General features: G+C 72.5%; 1 protein-coding gene. It reads left to right on the forward strand.

Annotation, left to right across the window (positions count from 1 at the left end):
* The coding region (locus L6D77_RS27005) for an amino acid adenylation domain-containing protein (protein ID WP_236170226.1) at positions 1-1,180 on the forward strand (1,180 nt) is incomplete at both ends.

Raw genomic sequence — 1,180 nt, forward strand, 5'->3', positions numbered from 1 at the left:
TGGCGGCGATCTGGGGCAGCGAGCAACTGGACTACCGCCAGCTCAACGCCCGCGCCAACCGCCTGGCCCACCACCTGGTGCGCCTGGGCGTTGGCCCGGAAGTGCGGGTGGGCGTGGCCATGCCGCGCGGCATGGCAATGCTGACGGCGCTGCTGGCGGTGCTCAAGGCCGGCGGCACCTACGTGCCGCTGGACCCGGACTACCCGGCCGAGCGGGTCGCCTACATGCTCGAGGACAGCGCCGCGCGGGTGCTGCTGACCGAGCGTGCGGTGCGCGATGGGTTGCAGGTCGAGGGCGCGTTCCAGACGCTGCTGCTCGACGAACTGGTGCTGGCCGAGGGCGACGACGGCGACCTGCCGGCCCGCGCCGCGGCAGCCAACCTGGCCTACGTGATCTACACCTCCGGCTCCACCGGCCGGCCCAAGGGCGTGGCGATCAGCCACCGCAACGTCGCGGCGCTGGTGGCCTGGTCGCAGCAGGTGTACCGCCCGGCGGACATCCAGGGCGTGCTGGCCTCGACCTCGATCTGCTTCGACCTGTCGGTATGGGAGCTGTTCGTGACCCTGGCCGGCGGCGGTTTCATCGTTGGCGCGCGCAACGCGCTGGAGCTGCCGGAGCTGGCCGCGCGCGACCAGGTGCGGCTGATCAACAGCGTGCCGTCGGCGGCCAATGCGCTGCTGCGCGCCGGGCAGATCCCGCCGGGCGTGCGCATCATCAACCTGGCCGGCGAGCCGCTGAAGCAGTCGCTGGTGGAGGGGCTGTACGACCTGCCGGGCGTGGCGCACGTGTACGACCTGTACGGCCCGTCGGAAGACACCACCTATTCCACCTGGACCCGCCGCGCCGCGGGCGGCCAGGCCAACATCGGCCGGCCGCTGGCCAACACCGCCAGCTACCTGCTCGACAGCCAGCTGCACTCGGTGCCGGTCGGCGCCACGGCCGAGCTGTACCTGGCCGGTGAAGGGATTACCCGCGGCTACCTGCTGCGCCCGGGGCTGACCGCCGAGAAATACCTGCCGGACCCGTTCGCCGCGGACGGCTCGCGGCTGTACCGCACCGGCGACCTGGCGCGCTACCGCGCCGATGGCGTGCTGGAGTACGCCGGGCGGGTCGACCACCAGGTCAAGGTGCGCGGCCTGCGCATCGAGCTGGGCGAAATCGAAGCGCGCCTGCAGGCCCA

The sequence above is a fragment of the Pseudomonas parasichuanensis genome (assembly GCF_021601385.1).
In the GTDB taxonomy this organism is placed as follows: Bacteria; Pseudomonadota; Gammaproteobacteria; order Pseudomonadales; family Pseudomonadaceae; genus Aquipseudomonas; species Aquipseudomonas parasichuanensis.